The sequence below is a fragment of the Rhizobium sp. WSM409 genome (assembly GCF_057653825.1).
The window spans coordinates 3,711,754-3,734,265 of the sequence record NZ_CM172794.1; the positions used below are offsets into that span (position 1 = coordinate 3,711,754).

The following is a 22,512-nucleotide window of genomic DNA, read 5'->3' on the forward strand; positions in this document are numbered from 1 at the left end:
TTGCCGTAATTGGCAGTTGCCGGTCTAAATCCCGGTTCTTCGCTGCCGCATGGCCAGTACTTCTAGTCGCCGCGAAGTATGGCCGCGAGCCTCATCTGGCGAGAGCTACAGGCGGAGCGATCCAAAGCTCTATAAGGAGGGCAAAGCCCACCGAAAGCGCCTTCACTGCATCCGCAGAACCTCGTTCCAATGCGCGATCAGCCGCGCCCGCTTCACCTGGTCGAGATAGACCATCAATCCGGGGCTGACCGGCACCGGCCGCAGTTGGGCGCCGAGCAGTTCCTGCAGCGTATTGGCGGTATTCTCGCCTGCCACCTCGGGGCTGACCGCCGGGATCTGCAGCTCGCGCGCCAGGATCGTCTGCCCTTCCCTCGACATGAAGAAGGTAAGGTAACGCCGACCGAGTTCCGGATCGGCGGCGGCCTGCGGCACCAGCCCGATCCGCGACATCACCACGGTATAATCCTTCGGCAGCACGATGCCGACATCGGGATAGCGCGACGCCCAGTCGGCCGCATAGGAGCCGAGAATATTGTAGCCGAGCACGAAGCGCCCGTCGGCAACGCGTTCGAGGATCGCCGAACTCGTCGAATAAAGCTTGACGCCGGCAGCCCCCATCGCCCCGATCACCGACCAGATGTCGCCGAACTGCTCCTGGTCGCGCGCCATGAAAAGAAAGCCGACGCCCGAGCGCTCGATATCGTAGGTGCCAATCCGCCCATAGACGTCGTTGCCCTTGCGTTTCAGATAATCGACGAATTCAGCCCGCGAGCTCGGCACCGGCTCATGCGCAAAGCTCGGCTTGTGATAGACGAACACCGCCGGCTCGAAGGTGAGCGCATAGGCGGTGTTGCGCCAGTTCGCCCATTTCGGCCATGCACCGCTCATCGGCAGGTTGCTGACCTGAGCATATCCGTCATTGGAAAGCTTCACCTGCAGGTCCATCGCCGAGGAGAAGGCGAAATCCGCCGTCTTCTTGCCGGCATCCGTCTCCCTGACGATCCGGTCGTAGATGTCGCCGGTCAGCATGTCCTCATATTTGACTGCGATATCGGGATTGGCGTCCAGGAAACCCCGGATCATCGGCTGCGCCAGGGGCTCGTCGAGCGAGGAATAAACCGTCAGCACCGGCGCATCGGCATTGCCCGACTTCGCCGGATAGAAGGCCTGATCGGCGAGCGCGAAGCCCGGCCAGAACGCCAGCAGCAAGATGAAAACTCTCCTCATGCCGCAACAATGCCTGAGCGCGCCCAGAGGAGCAAGGGCGCCGGACTAGGCAGCGACCCACTCCATCAGCGCATTCTGCGCATGCAGCAGAAAAGCCTTGGCGATACGGCTTCGGCAGAGCGGATGTTCCATCGCCCCCGCCGTTACCTCCTCGCCGCGCCGAACCGGCGGGCACGGCAGGGAGATCGCACCCTCCGACAAACGATCGAGCAGATACCCTGATCGACAAACTCACTGCATTGGCCGACAAGGCGTCCATCGCCATCCGGGAGCTCAAGGAGCGGGATTGGGCCGACGGAGGAAGCCATTCTCTGGGCGAACGCGGGCGGGCTGAGTGGCATTTGGGGTCGGGGAGCACTTTACTACCAGGCGACCCAACTTCGCGACCTAGGTGTCCCCTATGCATCCAAACCACATTTGAGCTGGTTTGCTCCTATTCAGTTTTGATGCCTGTGTTTAGCGTCACATAATAACGCGCAACAGCAACATCCATCTCTGCAATTACCAGTTGATACACCAATCGGGCACTCTTAGCGCCACCGTCTGAAGCTCTCAACGTAAGATCAATTATTTCCTGGGGTGAGTTGGCCATTCGAAAAGTTGGAGCCACAAGTAGATCATATCCGTCCTTGTTCCATTCAGTGTCACCTTGATCGTCAGATTTTGCTATTTCATCTTCCATTTCACTATCAATTCGCCGCTTTGCATCGGACAGCATTCGTAGGACTTCCTCAAGGTCTCCTTGCCCGATTGGTCTCTTTTGATCGCTCATCCGAGACTTTGCGCGTGTCGTGATCTCCTCTAACTCATGAATGGCCGCCATAGCAGCACCCACAGCGGCGTTGAACTTTTTCGACGGAACCCGCAGAATTTTGGGTGATGGGTCCGGCTCTGCTTTGCGTCGTAGGAAACCAAGCATTGTGTGTTCTCTCGTTCAAGGGGAACCGCCCGGGTTTGCCGGAGACCGTTTGGTTTAAGTTATGCGGCCATGGCTGGCGCGTCCAGCATGACGTAGTATCGTTCTTCAGCTTCGGCTGGTGGAATGTTGCCGATGGGCTCCAGAAGACGGCGGTGCCGCCGCGCCAATGAGGACTTGGCCATCTGCATGCGCGCCTTGTCGACGTCGACTATCCCGGCGCCGACAAGGTTCGTGTCATGATGGATAACCTATCAACCCACACGACCTCCGCCGTCTATCAGACCTTCCCAGCCGCCGAGGAGCGCCGGATTTTGCGACGTCTGGAGTTCCACTACACGCCCAAGCACGCCAATTGGCTCAATATGGTCGAGATCGAGATCCGCTTCCTGTGCCGCCAATGTCTTGACCGCCGCATCGCCAGTCGCGACAGCCTTGAAACCGAGGTCCGGACCTGGCTGCGACGCCGCACCGAAAGGGCCATCGCATCCGATGGATGTTCTCAACACAGCACGCAAGAGCCAAGATGGCAAAATCATATCCAACGCCATCGCTCAACGAGGCAGGAAAAGTGTGTAGCGGTTTTCCCAGGCAAAGCGCGAAGCGCTTTTGCCGGGAATTGCGTAAAGACAAAAGGATAGAGCGGTTCTGCGCTTCCGTTAAAAGCTGAATCGCTCTAGGTCGCGACCCACTCCATCAGCGCATTTTGCGCATGCAACAGAAAGGCCTTGGCGACGCGGCTTTGGCAGAGCGGATGCGCCATCGCCTCCGCCGTCACCTCCTGGCCGCGCCGAACCGGCGGGCACGGCAGAAAGATCGCATCCTCCCGCAAACGATCGAGCACATCGGCCCCGATCCGGTAGCCGGCGAGCGCGTCCGAGGCGGCATCGCCCGGCCATGAATCGGTGGTGACGACGTCGGCATTCGATAGCTCGCCCATATCGGTGCTCACGCGGAAGCGTCCATTGAGCAACGCGGCGTCGCTGATGTGCCAGTGTTCGGGATAGACCTGCACCACCTCGATCGGCAATGCGATCGACGCTTCGGCCCAGGAGCGGAGGATATTTGCGTCCGCCGCCACGCCAACGACCTTCAACCCATCGATCAAGCCGCGCCGGCTGTTGATATAGGCAAGGTCGCCGAGCGTCTCGCAGGGATGGTTGGAGCGTGTGCGCGCGTTGATGACAGGGACCGGCGAGGCTGCCGCCACCGCCTTCAATGTCGCAAACTCCTTCGTGCGGATCACCAGCATGTCGAACCAGTTGCCGAGATAACCCGAGAGATCGCCGGTTTCCTCCCTGGCATTGAAGCCGATCGGCACATGCACGCAAATACCGCCCATCGCCTGGATGCCGAGATCGAAGGCGGTCGTATTGCGCCAGCCGCCGTCATCGACAATCAGCGCGACGCGTTTGCCCGCAAGGCTCTGCGGCATCGTGCGCTCATCCCAGGCTTTGGCAAGCTCACCGGCGCGACCGATGATCGACCGCAGCCCGGCCTCCGGAATGTCGTGAAACTCCAGAAAATTCCGGGCCAAATCCGTCATCCAAAATCTCCGTCAGCCATGACACGTCACCACAATACCTTTCGCTGGCCTCACGACAATCGCCGAAGCAACCGCGAATCACATTGCATACCGCGTTGGATACCCTGGCGATTCGTCTTCCAAGCCATGCCCCTGGGTCCGGCTCAAGCCTTAAATCGTTCGGCGATCGGTTTTATGATGCCGACACGGGAAGTATCGGCCAAGGCAGAACACTGGGTTTTTCTCCGAAGCAAATTGCCTTTTCATCACAAAGGATTAGTGACTGGCTCCATCCTTCACCCATTTAGAGTATTGATGAAGATCGACGACGTTATATGGTCGCGCTGCCGCGTTAAAACGTCGAGACCGCCCGAATTTCTTATTTCGGGGGACGACTCTATGCGACAAAAACTCTATAAAAAGTTAGACTAAACTGGGAAGATCCATGGGAGGGGTCATGGAACGACGACTGAGCGCTATTCTCGCTGCAGACGTCGTCGGCTACAGCCGGCTGATGGGCATCGATGAATCCGGCACGTTGCAGGCGCTGAACCGCCATCGCTGCGAGCTGGTCGACATTCGTATTTCAGACTACAAGGGCCGGATCGTTAAACTCACCGGCGATGGCATCCTTGCCGAATTCCAGAGCGTGGTGAATGCGGTGGCCTGTGCCGCCGAGATCCAGCGCAGCATGGCCGCCCGTAACGAGAACGTGCCCAAGGACGAGCGCGTCGAATTCCGCATCGGCATCAATCTCGGCGACGTCGTGGTCGAGAACGGCGACATATTCGGAGATGGGGTCAATCTCGCCGCCAGGCTTGAGCGTATCGCAGCGCCGGGCGGCATCGCCGTGTCGGCCTCGGTGCGTGACCAAGTCGGCTCGCGCCTCAATCTTGGCTTCGAATTCATCGGCGAACATATACTGAAGAACATCAGGCAGCCTGTTCAGGTCTATACCGTCAGCTTGGCGCCGCCTTCCTCCGCCAGATTGGTCGCGCAGAATCGCAATACCTGCTTCATCGCGGTGCTGCCCTTCACCAATATGAGCGGCGATGCCGATCAGGATTATTTCTCCGACGGCATTACCGAAGATATCATCACCGATCTTTCCAAGATCTCCAGCCTGCACGTCGTGCCGCGCAATACCATCTTCACCTATAAGGGCATATCGGTGAAGGTGAAGCGGCTCGCCCAGGAGCTTGGCGTGCGCTACGTGCTCGAGGGAAGTGTACGCATCGTCGGCAATCGCGTGCGCATTTCCGGTCAGCTGATCGATACCGCCAATGGCGACCATCTCTGGGCCGAGCGTTACGACCGCGATATGACTGACATCTTTGCCATCCAGGACGAGATCACCCATGCGATCGTCGGCCAGTTGAAGGTGCGCCTGCTACCGGAAGAGAAGAAGGCGATCGCGACTGAGCCGACCGCCAATGTCGAGGCCTATACCTACTATCTCAGGGGCCGCCAGCTCTCCCACACCTGGACCAAATCCTATCTCCAGCTCGCAAGGCGCATGTTCTGCAAGGCGGTCGAGCTCGATCCGGATTATGCCCGCGCCTATGCCGGCATCGCCGATTGCGACGCGGCGATCCGCGACTGGGCACCTGACGACGTGCCGCTGAGGCGCATCCTCGAGATGAGCGCCCGTGCCCTGGCGCTTGATCCCGACCTTCCCGAAGCCCACGCCTCTCATGGTCTCGCTTTGCATCAGAGCGGCTATGACGATAGGGCGGCGGCGGCCTTCGAACGTGCCCTGGCGCTCGACCCGAACCTCTTCGAGGCGAATTTCCATTATGCCCGGTTCTTCTTCATGCACGGCAACTTTGCCGAATCGGTGCAATATTTCACCCGCGCCGCCGCAATCCGTCCGGACGACTACGTCTCGCCGATCCACCTGATGTCGGCCTACCGCTCGCTCGGCCGGGTGTTGGACACGGAAAACTGGGCGCGCCTCGGCCTGCTGCGCGCCGAACGCGCCCTGAACCTCAATCCGGAAAATTCCGGCCCCGCCCATCGCGGCGCGCTGGCGCTTGCCCATATGGGCGATGCGACAAGGGCACGCGACTGGGCGGCGCGTGCGATCGCCATCGATCCCGACGACATCGTCGCGCAGTATAATCTCGCCTGCGTCTATTCCGTTCTCGGCGACGTCGACCAGGCGATCGATCTGCTGGAGAAGCTGCTGCCGAACAGCTCCGTCTACCATATCAAATGGTTCGACAATGATTCCGATCTCGACAACATCCGCGACGATCCCCGCTTCCGGAAGTTGCTCACCGCCGCAATGATGCAGCGCGAACGGATCGAAAGGACCGGAAGCTAACGCCGGTCTTTCCCGGCGTTCACCCAATCTTCAAAATCGCTGTGACATCGCTACAGCACCTCTGTAATCTCCTATGAAAACAGGGGGACATCTGTGCGCATCCTGCTCACCGAAGACAATATCGCGCTGGCCGACGGCCTGTCGGCGATCTTGCGCGGCACGGGCCATGCCGTTGATGTCGTGCATGATGGTGCGTCTGCCAATGCGGTCATCGCCGCGGAAAATTTCGATCTGGTGATCCTCGACCTCAACCTGCCGGAGATGGACGGTCTCGACGTGCTGCGCGCCATGCGCGCCCGGCAGAATCAGGCCGCCGTTCTCATCCTGACCGCGCGCGGCACGCCGGAAGAGCGGGTGAAGGGGCTCGATCTCGGCGCCGACGATTATCTGATCAAGCCCTTCGACATTGCCGAATTCGAGGCCCGGGTGCGCGTGCTGCTGCGCCGCCAGGCCGGGCTGCGCTCGGCGACGGTCAGCTTCGGCGGCATCTCCTTCGATCTCAATTCCCGCACCTTTTCAGCAGGCGCCACTCCGCTCGATATTCCTGCTCGCGAGCTCGGTCTGCTCGAAATCCTCTTCATGCGGGCCGGCAAGGTCGTCGCCAAGGAAGCGATCATTCAATCGCTGACCGCCTTCGACGACGACATTTCCGCAAACGCCATCGAGCAATATGTCAGCCGCCTGCGTAAGCGCCTGTCGCCGCACGGCCTGACCGTCAAGACCGCGCGCGGCATCGGCTATTATCTCGACAAGCTGCCCGAGGCCTCATGAAAGCCGCCTATTCCCTCCGGCGCCGGCTGCTCTTCTGGCTGCTCGTCTCGACAGCCGTCATCGGTACGCTGGCACTTGCCGATACCTATCGCGAGGCGGTCCAGACCTCCAATATCGTCTCCGACCGCGTGCTCGCCGGTTCCGCGCTGGCGATCGCCGAGCGCGTCGTCGTCGCCGAGGACGGCACGCTGCAGGTCGATATCCCCTATGTCGCACTGGAGATGCTGACCTCGGCCGCGCAGGATCGCGTCTTCTACCGCGTCGACGGCCCGCCGGGCCAATTCATCACCGGCTACCAGTCCCTGCCGGTCCTCAAGAAGACGCCGGGCGATGCCGCCGCCTTCGCCGACGATAGCTTCCGCGGCGAGCCGATCCGCATCGCCACACTCGAACGCTCCGCCTCGACAGGCATCCGCTCTGTGCCCTTCGTGGTGACGGTCGCCGAAACCACCATCGCTCGCCGGCAGCTGGCGCAGGCGATCCTCGTCCGCTCCGCACTCCGTCTCGCCTTCATGATCGCGGGCGCTGCCGTCATCGTCTGGATCTCGGTCACGGTGGCTCTGCGCCCGCTCTACAAGCTCGGCGACGCCATCGGCGAACGCAGCCCCGATGACCTGCATCCGATTGAGCAGACCGTGCCGAGCGAGGTCGAACCGCTCGTCGATACGGTGAACTCCTTCATGGTCCGCCTGCAATCGGCGCTCGATGCGCTCCGCCATTTCACCGGCAATGCCAGCCATCAGCTGCGCACCCCGCTGGCGATCATCCGCACTCAGCTCGCCCTTTCCGCCCGTGCCGGCTCGCTCGACGAGGCCCAAGCGGCGGCACTGAAGGGCGACCAGGCGGTGGCACATGCCGAACGCATCATCGCCCAGCTTCTCCTGATGGCCAAGATTGACGCCGCCACCGCCAAGGAGGCGCTCACCGCCTCCGCCATCGATCTCGCCGCCATTGCCCAGGAGATCACCGGCGAACAGATCCCGACGGCCGCTGTTGCCGGCATCGATCTCGGCTTCGAGGGCGAGAGCCCGGCGATGGTCCGCGCCGAGCCGCTGCTGATCGGCGAAATGCTGCGCAATCTTGCCGGCAATGCCATCGCCTATGCCGGTAAGGGAGCTGAGGTCACCGTCCGCATCATCGCCGCGTCAGAGACGGTCCGCCTCGAAGTCGAGGACAATGGCCCCGGTATTCCGCGCGAGAAGCTGGAAGCAGTGCGCCGGCGTTTTTCGCGCGGCAATGAGTCCGGTGCGCCCGGTGCTGGCCTCGGCCTGCCGATCGTCGAAGAAATCGCCAATCTTTTCAATGCCGCGCTGACGCTGGAGCCGGGCACAGGCGGTAAGGGCCTGAAGGCGGCGGTTACCTTTGCCAAGGCAGCGTAAAAGCCTTTGGCAATTCAAAATGCGACTGCGTCCTTTGCGCGTCTAAAACGACGCGCGGCGCTGTAGACCTTTCCGCCTTGCTTTCTTTCGCTGCATTGCACACACTGATCTCGGGAACAGCAAGCCGCACGACGATGCGAGCCGGATAAAAAGAGAAATATGTCGATCAAAGCCAGCATCTATCATCTGACGCATTACATCTATGACAAGCCGGTTCGCCTCGGCCCACAGATCATCAGACTGAAACCTGCCTCGCATTCGAAGACACGGGTGCTCAGCCACTCGCTGAAGGTCACGCCTTCCAACCATTTCGTCAATCTGCAGCAGGACCCCTACGGCAACTACCTTGCCCGCTACGTCTTTCCGGATCCGGTGACCGAGTTCAAGATCGAGGTCGATCTCGTCGCCGACATGACGGTCTACAATCCGTTCGACTTCTTCGTCGAGGAAGAGGCAACCAAGTGGCCGTTCGGATACCCCGAAACGATCCAGGAGGATCTGTCGATCTACATGACGCCGGAGCCGGCCGGTCCGCGCCTCAAGGCGCTGCTGCCGACGCTCGACTGGTCGCCCGACCAGCCGACGGTGGACATGGTCGTCGGCCTGAATGCCCGCCTGCAGCGGCAGATCGGCTATGTCATCCGCATGGAAACCGGCGTGCAGACGCCGGAGGAGACGCTGGAAAGCGCCAAGGGTTCCTGCCGCGACACCAGCTGGCTGCTCGTCCAGATCCTTCGCCATCTCGGCCTCGCCGCCCGCTTCGTCTCCGGCTACCTCATCCAGCTGACGCCGGACCTGAAGGCGCTTGACGGACCCTCCGGCACCGAAGTCGATTTCACCGACCTGCATGCCTGGGCTGAGGTCTATCTGCCTGGTGCCGGCTGGGTCGGTCTCGATCCGACCTCCGGCCTGCTGACCGGGGAAAGCCACATCCCGCTTGCCGCCACACCGCATTTCCGAAATGCCGCTCCGATTTCCGGCGGTTATTTCGGCGAGGCCGAAACCGAATTCGCCTTCGACATGAAGGTATCGCGCGTCGCCGAGCACCCGCGCATCACCAAGCCCTTCTCCGATGAGAGCTGGGACGAACTCAACGAACTCGGCGAGAAGGTCGATCGTGTCCTCGAAGCCGAGGACGTGCATCTGACGATGGGCGGCGAACCGACCTTCGTTTCGATCGACGATTTCCAGTCCGAGGAGTGGAACACCGCCGCCGTCGGCCCGACCAAGCGCGAAAAGGCCGACGTCCTGATCCGCAAGCTGCAAGAACGCTTCGCCCCCGGTGGTTTCCTGCATTACGGCCAGGGCAAATGGTATCCGGGCGAAAGCCTGCCGCGCTGGACCTTCTCGCTCTACTGGCGCCGCGACGGCAAGCCGGTCTGGCAGAACCTCGATCTGGTCGCCGCCGAAGGCAAGGATACCGGCGTTACCGCCGAGGATGCCGAAAAGCTCCTGACGGCGATCGCCAAGGAGCTGGCGATCAAGCCTGACATGGTGCAGCCGGCCTATGAAGATCCGGCCGACTGGATCATCAAGGAAGGCAACCTTCCCGAAAATGTCGATCCGGCGAATTCGAAGCTGAAGGATCCTGAGGAACGCAACCGCATCGCCCGCGTCTTCGCCCGCGGCCTGACCGTCGCGACCGGCTACATTCTTCCGGTCCAGGCATGGAACGCCAAGGCAGCGGAAAGCCGAGTCTGGGTCAGCGAGAAATGGCGCACCCGCCGCGGCAAGATCTTCCTCGTCCCGGGCGACAGTCCGATCGGTTACCGCCTGCCGCTCGGCACGTTGCCCTATGTTGCCCCGGCGCGTTACCCCTATATCCACCCCGCCGATCCGACGATCCCGCGCGAACCGCTGCCTGATGTCTTTGTACCGGCCGGCCGCGCCATGCCGGAAGCCTCTTTCCATGCCGATGAGAGCAATCGCGGCCGTGTCGAACAGACGCTCGGCGAACTCCGCGGTGCCGTGCGCACCGCCATGTCGGTCGAGCCGCGCGACGGCAGGCTCTGCATCTTCATGCCGCCGGTCGAGCGCATCGAGGATTATCTCGAGCTGATCGCCGCAGCCGAAAACGCCGCAGCCGAACTCAAGCTTCCCGTCCATATCGAAGGTTATCCGCCGCCGCAGGACGAGCGCATCAACGTCATCCGCGTCGCCCCGGATCCCGGCGTCATTGAGGTCAACATTCATCCGGCCTCGAACTGGAAGGACTGCGTCGACATTACGACCGCGATCTACGAGGAAGCGCGCGCCACCCGGCTCGGCGCCGACAAGTTCATGATCGACGGTCGCCACACCGGCACCGGCGGCGGCAACCATGTCGTCGTAGGCGCGGCCAATCCGAACAACAGCCCCTTCCTGCGCCGTCCCGATCTGTTGAAGAGCGTCGTCCTCCACTGGCAGCGTCATCCCTCTCTCTCCTATCTCTTCTCCGGCATGTTCATCGGCCCGACCAGCCAGGCGCCGCGCATCGACGAGGCTCGTCACGACAGCCTCTATGAGCTGGAGATCGCCATGGCGCAGATCGCTGCCCCCGGCAGCGGCCAGCAACCGCTGCCCTGGCTCGTTGACCGCCTGTTCCGTAACCTTTTGACCGACGTCACCGGCAATACCCACCGTGCCGAGATCTGCATCGATAAGCTGTTCTCGCCCGACGGCCCGACCGGACGGCTCGGCCTCATCGAGTTCCGCGGCTTCGAGATGCCGCCGAATGCGCGCATGTCGCTTGCCCAGCAATTGCTGGTGCGCGCGCTGATCGCTCGTTTTTGGGTCAACCCGGTCGACGGCAACTTCGTCCGCTGGGGCACGACCCTGCACGACCGTTTCATGCTGCCGCATTTCGTCTGGACCGATTTCCTCGACGTGCTCGCCGACCTTCGCCAAAACGGCTTCGACGTCAGCCCGGAATGGTTCAAGGCCCAGCTCGAATTCCGCTTCCCCTTCTGCGGCGAAGTCGAATACGAGGGCTCGAAGCTCGAACTGCGCCAGGCGCTGGAGCCTTGGCATGTCATGGGCGAGGAAGGCGCGCCGGGCGGCACCGTCCGATACGTCGACAGCTCCGTCGAACGCCTTCAGGTGCGGCTCGAAACCAGCAATACCGCGCGTTATACCGTCACCTGCAATGGCCGCACCCTGCCGCTGACGCCGACCGGCACCGCTGGCGTGTCGGTCGCCGGCGTCCGTTACAAGGCGTGGCAGCCATCCTCCGGTCTGCATCCTGTCCTGCCGATCAACACGCCTTTGACGTTTGACATTTATGATACATGGTCGAAGCGTTCGATCGGCGGCTGCATCTATCATGTTGCCCATCCGGGCGGCCGGACCTATGACACCTTCCCGGTCAACGGCAACGAAGCGGAAGCAAGGCGGCTCGCCCGCTTCGAGCCGTGGGGACATACGGCGGGCGGTTATATCCCGCACGCCGAGACGGGTTCGCTTGAATTCCCGCTGACGCTGGATCTGAGGCGGCCCGCCGGAATTTAAGGCCGAGGGTTAGGGCCGGGGGTTGGGGTTCAGTTTTGATGGGTAAGAGGCCGGCAGCGGAGCGCAGGGGAGAGGCAGAGGTCCGCATCGCCAAGGGTGCGGCCTTCGGCTATGCGTCGCTTCCTGGCACCGCTGACGAGATGGTCGACAACAAAGGCGCAGTCCGCCCCGTCTGGCAGAATTTCCTCTCGCATCTGAGCGCAATGCCGGAAAAGGATCTCGCCGAGCGTTTTGCCCGCGCCGACCGCTACCTGCGCGATGCCGGCGTCTTCTACCGCGCCTATGGCAGCAAGGGCACCGGCGAACGCGCCTGGCCGATTTCGCATATCCCGGTGCTGATCGACGAGCGCGAATGGAAGACGCTGTCGGCGGGGCTCGTCCAGCGCGCCGACCTGCTGGAGGCGATCGTTGCCGATATTTACGGCGACAACCGGCTGGTGGAGGAAGGGGTCCTGCCGCCGGCGCTGATGGCCGCCAATCCCGAATTCCAGCGCCCGCTCGCCGGTATCCGGCCGGGCTCCGGCCATTATCTGCATTTCTGCGCCTTCGAGATCGGCCGCGGACCTGACGGCAACTGGTGGGTGCTGGCCGACAGGACGCAGGCACCGTCTGGCGCCGGTTTCGCGCTGGAAAGCCGCGTCGCGACGACCCGGGCCTTCTCGGATATCTACGCCGAAACCCCGGTCCACCGCCTCGCCTCCTTCTTCGGCGCCTTCCGCGACGCACTACAGGGTATGAAACATTCGGGCGACGACCGCATCGCCGTGCTGACGCCCGGCCCGGCCAACGAGACCTATTACGAGCACGCCTACATCGCCCGCTATCTCGGTCTCATGCTGCTCGAAGGCGAGGACCTCACTGTCGTGAAGGGCCGCGTCATGGTGCGCACCGTTGCCGGCCTGAAGCCGATCGGGGTGCTCTGGCGCCGTCTCGATTCGGCCTTTGCCGACCCGCTGGAGCTGAACCAGAATTCGCATATCGGCACGCCCGGCCTGGTGGAAGCGCTGCGCGCCGAAAGCCTCACCATCGTCAATGCGCTCGGCACCGGCGTTCTCGAAACCCGGGCGCTTCTGGCCTTCATGCCGACCATCTGCCACCGTCTGCTGGGGGAAGATCTGCAATTGCCCTCGATCGCTACCTGGTGGTGTGGCCAGAAGGAAGAGCGCGAGCACGTCGCAAAGAACATCGAGAAGATGGTGATCGGCCCGGCCTATTCCCGAGCACCCTTCTTCGACGACAACGGCGAGTCCGTGCTCGGCTCGTCGCTGCGTGCGACCGCCAAGGATTCCATCACCGACTGGCTGAGTTCGGACGGCCCGAAACTGGTCGGCCAGGAGGTCGTCACGCTGTCGACGACGCCCGCCTGGGTGGACGGCAAGCTCGTGCCGCGGCCGATGTCGCTGCGCGTCTTTGCCGCCCGCACGGCAAACGGCTGGCAGATCATGCCCGGCGGCTTTGCCCGTATCGGCTCCGGCGCCGATGTCGCGGCGATCGCCATGCAGTCGGGCGGAGCGGCCGCCGACGTCTGGATCGTCAGCGACAAGCCGGTCGAGCGCCACACGCTGCTGCCGGCCGAGGGCAGCTTTACCCGCAACATGCCGGGCAGCCTGCCAAGCCGGGCAGCCGACAATTTGTTCTGGCTCGGCCGTTACATCGAACGTGCCGAAGGGGCGCTGCGCATCCTGCGCGCCTGGCATGCGCGTTACGCCGAAGCTGCCGATCCGAGCCAGCCGCTGCTCGCCGATGTCTCCGAGTATCTCACGGCCGTCGATATCGATACCGCCGAACCCGTGCCGGAAACGCTCTTGCGCAACATCGACAGCGCCGTTTATTCGGCGAGCAACATCCGCGACCGTTTCTCCCCGGACGGCTGGCTGGCACTCAACGATCTCGCCAAAACCGCCCGCCGCTTTCACGTCACCGTCGCTGCCGGCGACGACGCCAGCCATGCGATGACGATCCTTCTGCGCAAGCTCGCGGGCTTCGCCGGTCTCGTGCACGAGAACATGTACCGCTTCACCGGCTGGCGCTTCCTCTCGCTCGGCCGCTATATCGAGCGCGGCCTGCACATGACGCGCCTGCTCGGCCACATGTCCGGCCCGGAAGCGCCCGACGGCGCGCTCGACATGCTGCTCGAAATCGGCGACAGCGTCATGACCCATCGCCGCCGCTACAACGTCAACACGGCGCGGCTGACCGTCACCGACCTGCTGGCGCTCGACCCTCTCAATCCCCGCTCGGTCCTTTTCCAGGTGAACGAGATCCACCATGAAGTCGAGCAGTTGCCGAATGCCCTGATCAACGGCCAGATGTCGCCCTTCTACCGCGAAGCGATGCGGCTCCATTCCGGCCTGGCGGTGATGACGCCGGAGGGTATGGGGGCCGAGGTCTATCAACGGCTAGAACGCGAATTGGAGCAGCTTTCCGATCTGCTCGCCCAAACCTATCTCGGGTGACGGCGATGCTCTACGATCTCTCCCTCCGCATGGGTTACATCTACGACGTGCCGGCCTCCGGCGCTCGCCACGTCATGCGCCTGATGCCGCTGTCGCTGACCAATCGACAGCGCCTGGTCGCCGGCTCGATCACCATCTCGCCGACGCCGGACGAGCAGTCGCATTTCGTCGATTTCTTCCATCATCCCACCACCTCCTTCATGCTGCGCGCGCCGCACGAGACGCTCGACATTCGCATGCAGGCCCGCGTGCAGGTGGAAAGCCAGCCGATCGCCGCCGATTTCTCGCCGCTGCTTGCCGACCTGCCGGAGGAGGTCGCCGGAATCTGGTCGCTGGCGCCGGATTCGCCGCACCATTTCCTTGGCGACAGCCCGCGCCTGACCCAAGCCCGCGAGATCGCCGACTATGCGCAAAGCTGGGCCGTGCCTGATCTGACGGCGATGCAGATCGCCCATGCGCTCTGTAGCCGGATCAACAAGGATTTCACCTACGATCCTGACGCGACAACGGTGGACACGACGCCGCTCGAGGCGTTCAGATTGAAGCGCGGCGTCTGCCAGGATTTCACCCACATCATGATCCTGGCGCTTAGAAGCCTCGGCATTCCGGCCGGCTACGTCTCCGGCTTCCTGCGCACCATCCCGCCGCCCGGCAAGGAACGGCTGGAAGGGGCGGACGCCATGCATGCCTGGGTCAGGATCTGGTGCGGCGAGACGAACGGCTGGATCGAGCTCGACCCGACCAACGACATCCCCGCCGGCACAGACCACATCGTGGTCGCCTATGGCCGGGACTATTCCGACGTCGTTCCCGTCATCGGCGTATTGAAAAGTTATGGCGGCCAACGCGCCGTCCAGGCGGTCGACGTGATCCCACTGAAATAATCCCAAAACTGGAAAAATCCGACGATTCGTTAAAATTGTATTGACGCCGTAAGGACAGCGGAAAGGAGGAGCGTGCCTAATATCACCGCACAGGGCCTCCTACACGGGTGAACATGATGAGCACCTCCTTTTTGCATCCCTGCCTGCGTCGCATGCTTGGCGACCGTGGCGGTAATTTCGGTATAATGACGGCGATCGTATTGCCCGTCCTCTTTGGTGCTGCCGGCATGGCGATCCAGGTGGGCGACCTATTGCTCTCGAAACAGCAATTGCAGGAAGCCGCCGATTCTGCCGCGCTGGCAACCGCGACCGCCCTGGCAAACGGCACGATCCAAACCTCGCAGGCCGAGGCCTTCGCGCGGGATTTCGTCGCCGGACAAATGGCGAATTACCTGCAGAGCGGCATCGATATCAAGAGCACGACGGGCGTCGATGTCCGGACAACGACATCGGGCAAGTCGACATCCTATCAAGTGACGGTTTCGCCCGACTACAACATCGCGGTCAATCCGCTGATGCAGACGATCGGGTTCACGACGCAGAACATTTCAACGTCGAGCACGACGACCAGCGGCAATTCGCAAACCCAAGGCTCCGTCTCGATGTTCCTCGTCCTCGACAGATCCGGCTCAATGGGCGAGGATACCGCGACGGTCAACGCGTCAGATCCTACGGAAGAATACAATTACGACTGCAGCGAAAAAGACAGATACGGCAACGTAACCAAGAAGAAGACCTGCACCGATACGCGTCCTCACTACTACACCAAAATCGAAGCCCTAAAGCTTGCCGTCGGCTCGCTGACGGGCGAACTCGACGCAGTCGATCCCGAAAAGGAATATGTCCGCACGGGTGCCGTTTCCTACAATATCGAGATGCAGAAAGCGAAAGCGCTGGATTGGGGAACGGCCCACGTCACCAAATATGTCAACAAGCTGACGACGACCGACGGTACGGACTCTGGCGAGGCATTCAAGACGGCCTATAATAAGCTTGCCGACGCGGCCGAAGACAAGGCGCACGTGGACAAGACGGGACAGGTTCCGACAAAATACATCGTCTTCATGACGGACGGAGACAACAACTATACCTCCGCCGACACCGAAACGAAGACGTGGTGCGACAAGGCGCGCGACGCCAAGATGCAGGTCTATACGATTGCCTTTATGGCGCCGGCGCGTGGCCAGGCTCTGCTGAGCTATTGCGCGACAGCGCCGGGCAACTATTTTCCCGCTGGCGACATGACGGCGCTCCTGAAGGCATTCAAGGAAATCGGCATGAAAGCATCCAATCAGGTCACGCGTCTGACGAACTGATACAACGCCCAGAGAAATGGGAAACGAAAAGCCGCGCCGGAACAAACCGGTGCGGCTTTTCGTTGTGCTCGTTCGGCGCATCAGATCGGGAAAAGCGATTGAAATCAAGCCCCTCGACCCGCGTGAATATGAAGGTTTCGCAAATTTTTCGTTTGTCCAAATCCTTTGTTGCAAGTGCTTAGTAACGATGCATAAACTGTCGGCTGCGCAAGCGACAAATTGATTGAATCAGGCATAACATCCTGAAACAAAATTAAAATTGGCGAGACCTGACGATGAACACTGTTTCCAAGCCGATCATCCCCTCCCCCGCCCCTCGCAGTTCAAGGCCGGAAATTCTCGCTGAAGAAATTATCGAACGTCTGACCTACCGCATCGGCAAGGATGCCAAGGTGGCAAAGCCGCATGACTGGCTGACCGCGACGATCCTGGTGGTGCGCGACCGCATCATCGACAGGTGGATGGCTTCCACCCGCGAGGTTTATGCGACCGGCGCTAAGCGCGTCTATTATCTTTCTCTCGAATTCCTGATCGGCCGGCTGATGCGCGACGCCGTTTCGAACCTCGGCCTGATGGAGGAGGTGCGCGATGCACTCGCCTCGCTCGGCGTCGACGTCAACGTCATCGCCGGCCTGGAGCCGGACGCCGCACTCGGTAACGGCGGCCTCGGCCGTCTGGCTGCCTGTTTCATGGAGAGCATGGCAACGGTCGACGTCCCGGCCTACGGCTACGGCATCCGCTATGTCCACGGCCTCTTCCGCCAGCAGTTGGCCGACGGCTGGCAGGTGGAACTGCCGGAAAACTGGCTCGCCCACGGCAATCCTTGGGAATTCGAACGCCGCGAAAGCGCCTATGAAATCGGCTTCGGCGGCGCCGTCGAATTCATCACCACCCATGACGACCAGCCGCGCTACGTCTGGAAACCGGCCGAGCGCGTCATCGCCGCCGCCTTCGACACGCCGGCCGTCGGCTGGCGCGGCAAGCGCGTCAACACGCTGCGCCTCTGGTCGGCGCAACCGATCGATCCGATCCTGCTCGATGCCTTCAACGCCGGCGACCACATCGGCGCTCTGCGCGAAAGCAACAAGGCCGAAAGCCTGACCCGGGTTCTCTATCCTGCCGACGCCACCCCGGCCGGCCAGGAACTGCGTCTGCGCCAGGAATTCTTCTTCTCGTCGGCCTCGCTGCAGGACATCCTGCGCCGCCATCTGCAGCAATACGACGATTTCACCTCGCTGCCGGACAAGGTGGCGATCCAGCTGAACGACACTCACCCCGCCGTCTCGGTCGCCGAACTCGTGCGTCTACTCTGTGACGTACACGGGATGGATTTCGACCAGGCCTGGGAAATTACCCGCCAAACCTTCTCCTACACCAACCACACGCTTCTGCCCGAAGCGTTGGAAAGCTGGGCGGTGCCACTGTTCGAGCGTCTGCTGCCGCGCCACATGCAGATCATCTATGCGATCAATGCCAAGATCCTGATCGACGCCCGCAAGGGCAAGAACTTCTCCGATGGGGAAATCCGCTCGATCTCGCTGATCGATGAAAGCGGCGACCGCCGCGTGCGCATGGGCAACCTCGCTTTCGTCGGCTCGCATTCGATCAACGGCGTTTCGGCCCTGCACACCGACCTGATGAAGGTCACGGTCTTCGCCGACCTGCACAAGCTCTATCCTAACCGCATCAACAACAAGACCAACGGCATCACGCCGCGCCGCTGGCTGCAGCAGTGCAATCCCGGTCTCACCGGCCTGATCCGCGAGGCCATCGGCGACGAATTCCTCGATGATGCCGAAAAGCTGCGTGCGCTCGACGTGCATTCTTCCGATCCGGCTTTCCAGCAGAAGTTTGCAGCGGTAAAGCGCGCCAACAAGGTGGCACTCTCCAACCTCGTCGCCAGCCGCATGGGCGTGAAGCTCGATCCGTCGGCGATGTTCGACATCCAGATCAAGCGCATCCATGAATACAAGCGCCAGCTGCTTAATATCATCGAGGCCGTCGCGCTCTACGACCAGATCCGCTCGCATCCCGAGCTCGACTGGGTGCCGCGCGTGAAACTCTTCGCCGGCAAGGCGGCGCCGAGTTATTACAATGCCAAGCTCATCATCAAGCTGATCAACGACGTCTCCCGCACGATCAACAACGACCCGTCGGTGCGCGGCCTGCTGAAGATCGTCTTCGTCCCGAACTACAATGTCTCGCTTGCCGAAGTCATGGTTCCGGCCGCCGACCTCTCGGAGCAGATCTCGACCGCCGGCATGGAAGCATCCGGCACCGGCAACATGAAATTCGGCCTCAATGGCGCGCTGACGATCGGCACGCTCGATGGCGCCAATGTCGAGATGCGCGACAATGTTGGCGAGGACAACATCGTCATCTTCGGTCTCAAGGCCGACGAGGTGTCGAAAGTCCGCAGCGATGGCCACAATCCGCGCGCCATCATCGAGGGATCGCGCGAACTCGCCCAGGCGCTTGCCGCCATCGGCTCCGGCGTCTTCTCGCCCGATGACCGCAATCGCTATACATCGCTGATCGATGGCATCTATTCGCACGATTGGTTCATGGTCGCAGCCGATTTCGACGCCTACGCCCAGGCCCAGCGCGAGGTCGACCAGATCTGGACCAACCAGTCCGCCTGGTACACCAAGACGATCAACAATACGGCGCGGATGGGCTGGTTCTCTTCCGACCGTACCATCAGGCAATATGCAGACGAAATCTGGAGAGCCGGATGAAAACGCCGAAGACCGTCCCTGAAGTAAAGCTTTCCTGGGAAATTTCGGCAGATGAAATCACGGCAATCCTTGCCGGCTCGCATTCCAATCCGTTTGCCGTCCTCGGTTTGCACCAGGCCGGCGACACCTTCGTCGCCCGGTGCTTCATCCAGGGCGCCGAAGAGGTGACCGCCATGACGCTCGATGGCGGCGTCATCGGCGAACTGAAGCAGCTCCATGCCGACGGCGTCTTTGCCGGCCCGGTTTCCCTCACAAAGCTCCAGCCGGTGCGTTACCGCGCCCGGCGCGGCGATGCCGAATGGGCAGTCACCGATCCCTACAGCTTCGGTCCGGTGCTCGGACCGATGGACGATTATTTCGCCCGCCAGGGTTCGCATCTGCGCCTGTTCGACAAGATGGGCGCCCACCTCATCAAGCACGACGGCGCCCAGGGCATCCATTTTGCCGTCTGGGCGCCGAACGCACAGCGCGTCTCCGTCGTCGGTGATTTCAACAATTGGGACGGCCGCCGCCACGTGATGCGCTTCCGTGCCGACAGCGGCATCTGGGAAATCTTTGCCCCTGACGTACCGATCGGCGTTGCCTACAAGTTCGAGATCCGCGGCCAGGACGGCGTATTGCTGCCGCTAAAGGCAGATCCCTTTGCGCGGCGCAGCGAGCTCCGACCGAAGACCGCCTCGATCACCGCCGCCGAGCTGGAGCAGGAGTGGGAAGACGAGGCCCATCTGAAGCACTGGCGCGAGACCGACAAGCGCCGCCAGCCGATCTCGATCTACGAGGTGCATGCCGCCTCCTGGCAACGCCGGCAGGACGGCACGATGCTGTCCTGGGACGAGCTCGCCTCCAGCCTCATCCCCTATTGCGCCGACATGGGCTTCACCCATATCGAATTCCTGCCGATCACCGAGTATCCCTACGACCCCTCTTGGGGTTACCAGACGACCGGCCTCTATGCGCCGACCGCTCGTTTCGGCGAGCCGGAGGGTTTTGCCCGTTTCGTCAACGGCTGCCACAAGGTCGGCATCGGCGTCATCCTCGACTGGGTGCCGGCGCATTTTCCGACCGACGAACACGGTCTCGGCTGGTTCGACGGCACGGCGCTCTACGAGCACGAAGATCCGCGCAAGGGCTTCCACCCGGACTGGAGCACGGCGATCTACAATTTCGGCCGCACCGAGGTCGTTTCCTATCTCGTTAACAACGCGCTCTACTGGGCCGAAAAATTCCACCTCGACGGTCTGCGTGTCGATGCCGTCGCTTCGATGCTCTACCTCGATTATTCGCGCAAGCACGGCGAGTGGATCCCGAACGAATATGGCGGCAACGAGAACCTCGAAGCGGTCCGTTTTCTGCAGGATCTCAACATCCGCATCTATGGCAAAAATTCCAACGTCATGACCATCGCCGAGGAATCGACCTCCTGGCCGAAAGTCTCGCAGCCCGTGCATGAAGGCGGCCTCGGTTTTGGCTTCAAGTGGAACATGGGCTTCATGCACGACACGCTGAGCTACATGAGCCGCGATCCTATCTATCGCGGCCACCATCACAACGAACTCACCTTCGGCCTGCTCTACGCCTATTCGGAAAATTTCGTCCTGCCGCTCTCGCATGACGAGGTTGTCCATGGAAAAGGCTCGCTGATCGCCAAGATGCCGGGCGACGACTGGCAGAAATTCGCCAATCTGCGTGCCTACTACGCCTATATGTGGGGCTATCCCGGCAAGAAGCTGCTGTTCATGGGCCAGGAATTCGCCCAGTGGAGCGAGTGGAGCGAAGAGAAGGCACTCGACTGGAACCTGCTTCAGTATCGCATGCACGAGGGCATCCGGCGCCTGGTGCGTGACCTCAATTTCACCTATCGCAGCAAGCCGGCGCTGCATGAGCGTGACTGCGAGGGCGAAGGTTTCGAATGGCTGGTCGCCGACGACCACCAGAATTCCGTCTTTGCCTGGCTGCGCAAGGCGCCGGGCCAGAAGCCGGTCGCCGTCATCACCAATTTCACCCCTGTCTATCGCGAGAATTACTCGATCCGCCTGCCGTCCGCAGGTCGCTGGCGGGAAATCCTGAACACCGATGCCGACATCTACGGCGGCAGCGGCAAGGGCAATGGCGGGCGCGTGCAGGCCGTCGATGCCGGCGGCAACATCACCTGCTCGATTACCTTGCCGCCCTTGGCGACAATCATGCTTGAACCTGAAAATTAGTGACTGGTGGGAGGAGAAAATGGTAGAAAAGCGCGTTCAGCCACTTGCCCGCGATGCAATGGCTTATGTTCTGGCGGGCGGTAGAGGAAGCCGTCTCAAGGAACTCACCGACCGGCGTGCCAAGCCGGCCGTCTATTTCGGCGGCAAGGCCCGCATCATCGATTTCGCCCTGTCGAATGCCCTGAATTCCGGCATTCGCCGTATCGGCGTTGCCACGCAATACAAGGCGCATTCGCTGATCCGCCACATGCAACGCGGCTGGAACTTCTTCCGCCCCGAGCGCAACGAAAGCTTCGATATCCTGCCGGCCAGCCAGCGCGTCTCCGAGACGCAATGGTATGAAGGCACGGCCGATGCCGTCTATCAGAACATCGACATCATCCAGGATTACGGCGTCGAATACATGGTCATTCTTGCCGGCGACCACGTCTATAAGATGGACTATGAATGGATGCTGCAGCAGCACGTCGATTCCGGCGCCGACGTCACCATCGGCTGCTTGGAAGTGCCGCGCATGGAAGCGGTCGGCTTCGGCGTCATGCATGTCAACGAGAAGGACGAGATCATCGCCTTCGTCGAGAAACCGGCCGATCCGCCGCCCATTCCCGACAAGCCGGATTTCGCCCTCGCCTCGATGGGCATCTACGTCTTCCACACCAAGTTCCTGCTCGATGCGCTGCGCCGCGACGCCGCCGATCCGACCTCGAGCCGCGACTTCGGCAAGGACATCATCCCCTATATCGTCAAGAACGGTAAGGCGGTCGCCCACCGCTTCGCCAAGTCCTGCGTCCGTTCGGATTTCGAGCACGAGCCCTACTGGCGCGACGTCGGCACGATCGACGCCTATTGGCAGGCCAATATCGACCTGACAGCGATCGTTCCGGAGCTCGATATCTACGACAAGTCCTGGCCGATCTGGACCTATGCCGAGATTACCCCGCCGGCGAAATTCGTCCATGACGACGAGGATCGCCGCGGCTCGGCCACCTCCTCAGTTGTGTCAGGCGATTGCATCATTTCAGGCGCCATGCTCAACAACAGCCTGCTCTTCACGGGCGTCAGGGCCAACTCCTTCTCCAAGTTGGAAGGAGCGGTCGTCCTGCCGAACGTGAAGGTCGGACGGCGCGCGCAGCTCAAGAATGTGGTGATCGACCATGGTGTCGTCATTCCGGAAGGTCTGGTCGTCGGCGAGGATCCCGAGCTCGATGCCAAGCGCTTCCGGCGGACGGAAAGCGGCATCTGCCTGATCACGCAACCGATGATCGACAAGCTGGATATCTGACT

General features: G+C 61.7%; 14 protein-coding genes and 1 pseudogene. 11 read left to right on the plus strand and 4 right to left on the minus strand.

The window, feature by feature from the left end; translation table 11 throughout:
• Positions 1 to 162: 162 nt before the first annotated feature.
• The 3 genes and pseudogenes from AC25BC_RS18410 to AC25BC_RS18420 form a co-directional block, all read right to left on the minus strand.
• Complete coding sequence (locus AC25BC_RS18410) at positions 163 to 1,209, minus strand: ABC transporter substrate-binding protein (RefSeq protein ID WP_012758970.1); 1,047 nt, start codon at positions 1,207 to 1,209, stop codon at positions 163 to 165.
• Positions 1,210 to 1,272: 63 nt separating this feature from the next.
• Positions 1,273 to 1,440: pseudogene (locus AC25BC_RS18415) on the minus strand (ornithine carbamoyltransferase); the annotation flags it as partial.
• Positions 1,441 to 1,660: 220 nt separating this feature from the next.
• Positions 1,661 to 2,146 carry a hypothetical protein gene (locus tag AC25BC_RS18420; RefSeq protein ID WP_020487030.1) on the minus strand — a complete coding sequence of 162 codons (486 nt, stop codon included), beginning with the start codon at positions 2,144 to 2,146 and terminating at the stop codon, positions 1,661 to 1,663.
• A gap of 239 nt (positions 2,147 to 2,385) precedes the next feature.
• Between AC25BC_RS18420 and AC25BC_RS18425 the strand changes: the two genes are divergently transcribed.
• Positions 2,386 to 2,784, plus strand: coding sequence for a transposase (locus AC25BC_RS18425; RefSeq protein ID WP_409565988.1), 399 nt, complete (start codon positions 2,386 to 2,388; stop codon positions 2,782 to 2,784).
• Between the two features lie 35 nt (positions 2,785 to 2,819).
• On the opposite strand, the gene AC25BC_RS18430 is transcribed toward AC25BC_RS18425, so the two are convergent.
• Positions 2,820 to 3,689 carry an ornithine carbamoyltransferase gene (locus tag AC25BC_RS18430; protein ID WP_012758972.1) on the minus strand — a complete coding sequence of 290 codons (870 nt, stop codon included), beginning with the start codon at positions 3,687 to 3,689 and terminating at the stop codon, positions 2,820 to 2,822.
• Between the two features lie 436 nt (positions 3,690 to 4,125).
• On the opposite strand from AC25BC_RS18430, the gene AC25BC_RS18435 reads away from it, so the two are divergent.
• From AC25BC_RS18435 to glgC, 10 genes are all read left to right on the plus strand, one after another.
• Positions 4,126 to 5,994: an adenylate/guanylate cyclase domain-containing protein gene (locus AC25BC_RS18435; protein ID WP_012758973.1), complete on the plus strand. Its 1,869-nt coding sequence runs from the start codon at positions 4,126 to 4,128 to the stop codon at positions 5,992 to 5,994.
• 93 nt (positions 5,995 to 6,087) lie between these two features.
• Positions 6,088 to 6,765: a response regulator gene (locus AC25BC_RS18440; protein ID WP_012758974.1), complete on the plus strand. Its 678-nt coding sequence runs from the start codon at positions 6,088 to 6,090 to the stop codon at positions 6,763 to 6,765.
• On the plus strand, positions 6,762 to 8,144 hold the full coding sequence (locus tag AC25BC_RS18445; RefSeq protein ID WP_012758975.1) for a sensor histidine kinase: 1,383 nt from the start codon (positions 6,762 to 6,764) through the stop codon (positions 8,142 to 8,144). The genes AC25BC_RS18440 and AC25BC_RS18445 overlap by 4 nt, the downstream gene beginning before the upstream one ends.
• Positions 8,145 to 8,303: 159 nt before the next feature.
• Positions 8,304 to 11,630, plus strand: a complete 3,327-nt coding sequence (locus AC25BC_RS18450) for a transglutaminase family protein (RefSeq protein ID WP_017995183.1) — start codon at positions 8,304 to 8,306, stop codon at positions 11,628 to 11,630.
• A gap of 38 nt (positions 11,631 to 11,668) precedes the next feature.
• Positions 11,669 to 14,086: a circularly permuted type 2 ATP-grasp protein gene (locus AC25BC_RS18455; RefSeq protein WP_012758977.1), complete on the plus strand. Its 2,418-nt coding sequence runs from the start codon at positions 11,669 to 11,671 to the stop codon at positions 14,084 to 14,086.
• A gap of 5 nt (positions 14,087 to 14,091) precedes the next feature.
• Positions 14,092 to 14,970, plus strand: coding sequence for a transglutaminase family protein (locus AC25BC_RS18460; RefSeq protein ID WP_012758978.1), 879 nt, complete (start codon positions 14,092 to 14,094; stop codon positions 14,968 to 14,970).
• A gap of 116 nt (positions 14,971 to 15,086) precedes the next feature.
• Entirely contained in the window at positions 15,087 to 16,286 is a 1,200-nt protein-coding gene (locus AC25BC_RS18465) for a pilus assembly protein (protein WP_128438541.1), read from the plus strand.
• 275 nt (positions 16,287 to 16,561) lie between these two features.
• Entirely contained in the window at positions 16,562 to 19,024 is a 2,463-nt protein-coding gene (locus tag AC25BC_RS18470) for a glycogen/starch/alpha-glucan phosphorylase (RefSeq protein WP_012758980.1), read from the plus strand.
• Positions 19,021 to 21,228: a 1,4-alpha-glucan branching protein GlgB gene (glgB, locus tag AC25BC_RS18475; RefSeq protein WP_012758981.1), complete on the plus strand. Its 2,208-nt coding sequence runs from the start codon at positions 19,021 to 19,023 to the stop codon at positions 21,226 to 21,228. Before AC25BC_RS18470 ends, glgB begins: the two co-directional genes overlap by 4 nt.
• Positions 21,229 to 21,247: 19 nt before the next feature.
• Positions 21,248 to 22,510, plus strand: coding sequence for a glucose-1-phosphate adenylyltransferase (glgC, locus tag AC25BC_RS18480; protein ID WP_012758982.1), 1,263 nt, complete (start codon positions 21,248 to 21,250; stop codon positions 22,508 to 22,510).
• The last annotated feature ends 2 nt before the right edge of the window (positions 22,511 to 22,512 follow it).